This is a genomic window from Simplicispira metamorpha (genome assembly GCF_004341365.1).
GTDB lineage: Bacteria > Pseudomonadota > Gammaproteobacteria > Burkholderiales > Burkholderiaceae_C > Simplicispira > Simplicispira metamorpha.
Genome location: NZ_SLXH01000058.1, coordinates 1 through 2,825, shown reverse-complemented (window position 1 = coordinate 2,825; position 2,825 = coordinate 1). Strand labels below are relative to the sequence as shown.

Sequence of the window (2,825 nt, the reverse complement as noted above, 5' to 3'; positions counted from 1 at the left end):
ATTTGCAGAAATCGCCCAAAAAGGTGCAGCAGTTTTTTGGGAAGGATTCTGTCAAATATGCCGCTTGATTCAAGTTGTTTTATTTCTAGTCAATAGCCAGCTCCACTGGCTATCCTTTGCAGAAAAAACTCTTGGTTTTTCTCTGGTCAGTCTGGTCAGTACAGCCATCCTGATTACGGGAGAGAAATCACCAAGATTCATTGGTAACTGAGAACTTTCCAGGAAAGGCAGTGTGATGCGAGGAACATTGCATTCTTTGTGTGCACACGAGCCCTCTTTGACAAATACCGAAATTTTCTGAGACCCATGCGCTCAAGTGCTAGCAATCAACTGCTTAGAGCTGAGCCACAAGCTCGCGTTTCAGCATTGTGCAGTGCATCCTGCTCTGGGAGACTGAACCGTCTGACCAGATTGACCAGATTGACCAGAGTTTTTCGAGAAAACATCTGGCTGATTTTTTAGTGTTCTCCAGAGAAATTCAAAGGTTTTTTTCGTTAATTTGAACTTGCCAGAGAATTGACTTGATGTGAGGTTTGTCAATTTCTTTTGAGTGCGAGAAGAGGCTTATCAGCCACTTCCTGGAAGTTGCTGGAATGCATGAGTCAAATTAGCTACCAGCGAACTGCCTACGCATAACCGGGGCTGTACGCTGAGATTTTGAAAAGTTTTCTGATTTTCTGCGGTCAGTCTGGTCAGTGCGGGCGGCTTTGGTAGGTGAATGCTGAACCCATCACATTTTTGGGACCGTTGAACTTGCCAGAAAAGAAGTCTGGAAACGCAAGGCCTGTGGTGCATCTGTGCTGTGCACTTAGCCGTATGCCATAAACGTCGTGCTTTTTTGGGCCAAAGCTGACCAAACACCTATTTGCAGGGTGTTTTCCCCAAGTCTGCTGCCCAGGGTTATGCAGCAAAACCCCTGATACTTCAGCGCTTCGGAAATCTCATGCGTTTTTGCAGTGAAAGAGACTTACCTGGTAGTCGCGACGGGGTGTACCTGTTCTGCAACTACGTCACCCAGCACGAGCAGCGGCTGTTCGATGGCTTTGTAGCCCTCCTGGCTGGGGATATCGACGAGAGCGTTCGCCTGCGCCTCTTGGATTTCATGCAGGGGCAAGGTGATGGGGACGGCTTGCGCACCCGCTTGGTGAAAGCACTCGAGGAACTGGTGGAGGAGCTGCGCAGCTACAAAAAGCGCAAGAAAGAGTTCGACACCAGCAAGACACGGTTGGAGCAGCGTCCGCAGGACGATGCCACGCGCGATGAGATGAACCAGCTGCTGCGCGAACGCGACAAGATGCTGGAGCTCATCAAGGAGATTGATGGACGCGACCCGCGTGCTTTGAACGCTGCGTTGTACGGCTTCCAGTTGGTGGTGCGGTAGTGGTGCTTGGGGGCTGCAGGGGGCAAACTCATGCTGTGAGCCTACAACCTAGACAATCAGCCTTTGTGGAGCAAAGCCGTCTCGAAGCAGATTTGTGCAACAGAGCCCATTGGCACTAAAAATCATAAACTCACATTCAAAATTATCGTAAATCAAGAAGATGGTAACAAGGCAAAAATCGACTACACGTCGCAGAACATCAAGAAGCTCTATCACCATGGGTCGTGCAGCAGCTTTACTGATAGCTGCTGCAATAGCAGCTTTTCAGGCATCGAGCTGTAGCGAAAAATCCTCCGCCCCACCAGCTGCATCGCAAAAGCATGCTGAATTGAAAACTTCCCCGTCACCAAAAGCCGAACCACAAAAGCAATCAGAGCCCAAGACCTCTCCCGAACCAGACGCTGCACCCCGAAAGAACCTTGAGGGGATTCAGACCAGCTTTAAGGACTGCCGTAATTTTTTTGCTAATGGCGTCCCTCCAATCGTGCCTCATCAGCAAAAGCTGCGTGAGCTTTGCTATGACGCTTTTGCCATCCTGCACTCGGGCGTAAGAAAAACCCCTGTATTTGTCGCTCAAAAGCTCAATCGAGCCCTTGTCGCTGATGCAGACGAAAAGAGGAAGGACAGATTCTTTGCGGATGCACGCCTTCCAGAAGCCGAGCGTGCAAAACTGAGCGATTACAAGAACTCAGGTTATTCTCGCGGTCATATGGCACCAGCAGGCGATATGCCAACGCCCGCAGCGATGGCGCAAAGCTTTTCTTTAGCTAATATGGTTCCGCAAGTTATATCTCACAACTCCGGAGCTTGGAAAAAAATAGAAACAGACACCAGACTCTACGCCAGCAGAGCGATTGGTGATGTTTATATTATTACTGGCCCTGTTTTCGGGGAGCGAGAGACTTTAATAAAGAATAGTGACGTTCATGTGCCGACGCACATTTTCAAGCTAGTTTACGATGAAGCTCAAAATAGAGCTTGGGCCCACTTCCAAGAAAATGCCGAAGGCGTACGTGCAGGAGAGCCCATCAGCTATGAAGATTTGGTGCAGCGCATTGGTATGGAGTTGCTGCCTAGCGTAAAACCAGCGCCCAGGCTTCCCCTTCCCCAATAAGTCAGGTGGCTTTGGGCAATTGCACCCGCTTGGCGAGTTCCTCAGCTGATTCCTTGCGTTCACTGTATCGGTCCACCAGATAAGGGCCAATATCGCGCGTGAGCAAGGTGAACTTCACCAGCTCCTCCATCACATCGACCACGCGGTCGTAGTAGCTGGAGGGTTTCATGCGGTTGTCGGCATCGAACTCCTGAAAGGCCTTGGCAACCGAGGACTGGTTGGGGATGGTCAGCATGGGGTCGCCTCAGAATTCGGAATTTAAAGCACGCTAAGCCGTTGGCATCTCTCTCAAAAACGGAGGTTCACGAGAAGTCCGCCCGAATCTCTGGC

General features: G+C 50.2%; 3 protein-coding genes and 1 pseudogene. 3 read left to right on the top strand and 1 reads right to left on the bottom strand.

All coding sequences use genetic code 11. The features are described from left to right. From EV674_RS17495 to EV674_RS17225, 3 genes are all read left to right on the top strand, one after another. A partial coding sequence (locus EV674_RS17495) for a hypothetical protein (RefSeq protein ID WP_165887120.1) occupies nt 1-211 on the top strand: 211 nt, incomplete at its 5' end. 654 nt (nt 212-865) lie between these two features. Then, a complete protein-coding gene (locus EV674_RS17230) occupies nt 866-1,381 on the top strand; it encodes a hypothetical protein (protein ID WP_207902196.1) in 516 nt (171 codons plus the stop codon). Between the two features lie 217 nt (nt 1,382-1,598). Beyond that, the gene (locus EV674_RS17225; protein WP_119014920.1) at nt 1,599-2,495 is read left to right on the top strand and encodes a DNA/RNA non-specific endonuclease; all 897 of its coding nucleotides are present in this window, start codon (nt 1,599-1,601) and stop codon (nt 2,493-2,495) included. A 1-nt stretch (nt 2,496) separates the two neighbouring features. Here the strand turns inward: EV674_RS17225 and EV674_RS17220 are convergent. After that, nucleotides 2,497-2,730, bottom strand: a pseudogene (locus EV674_RS17220) (arsenical resistance protein ArsH); the annotation flags it as partial. Between the last annotated feature and the right edge of the window lie 95 nt (nt 2,731-2,825).

Excerpts from the sequence above, each read along its gene's own strand:
- EV674_RS17225 (WP_119014920.1), top strand. The coding sequence starts at position 1,599 with ATGGGTCGTGCAGCAGCTTTACTGATAGCTGCTGCAATAGCAGCTTTT.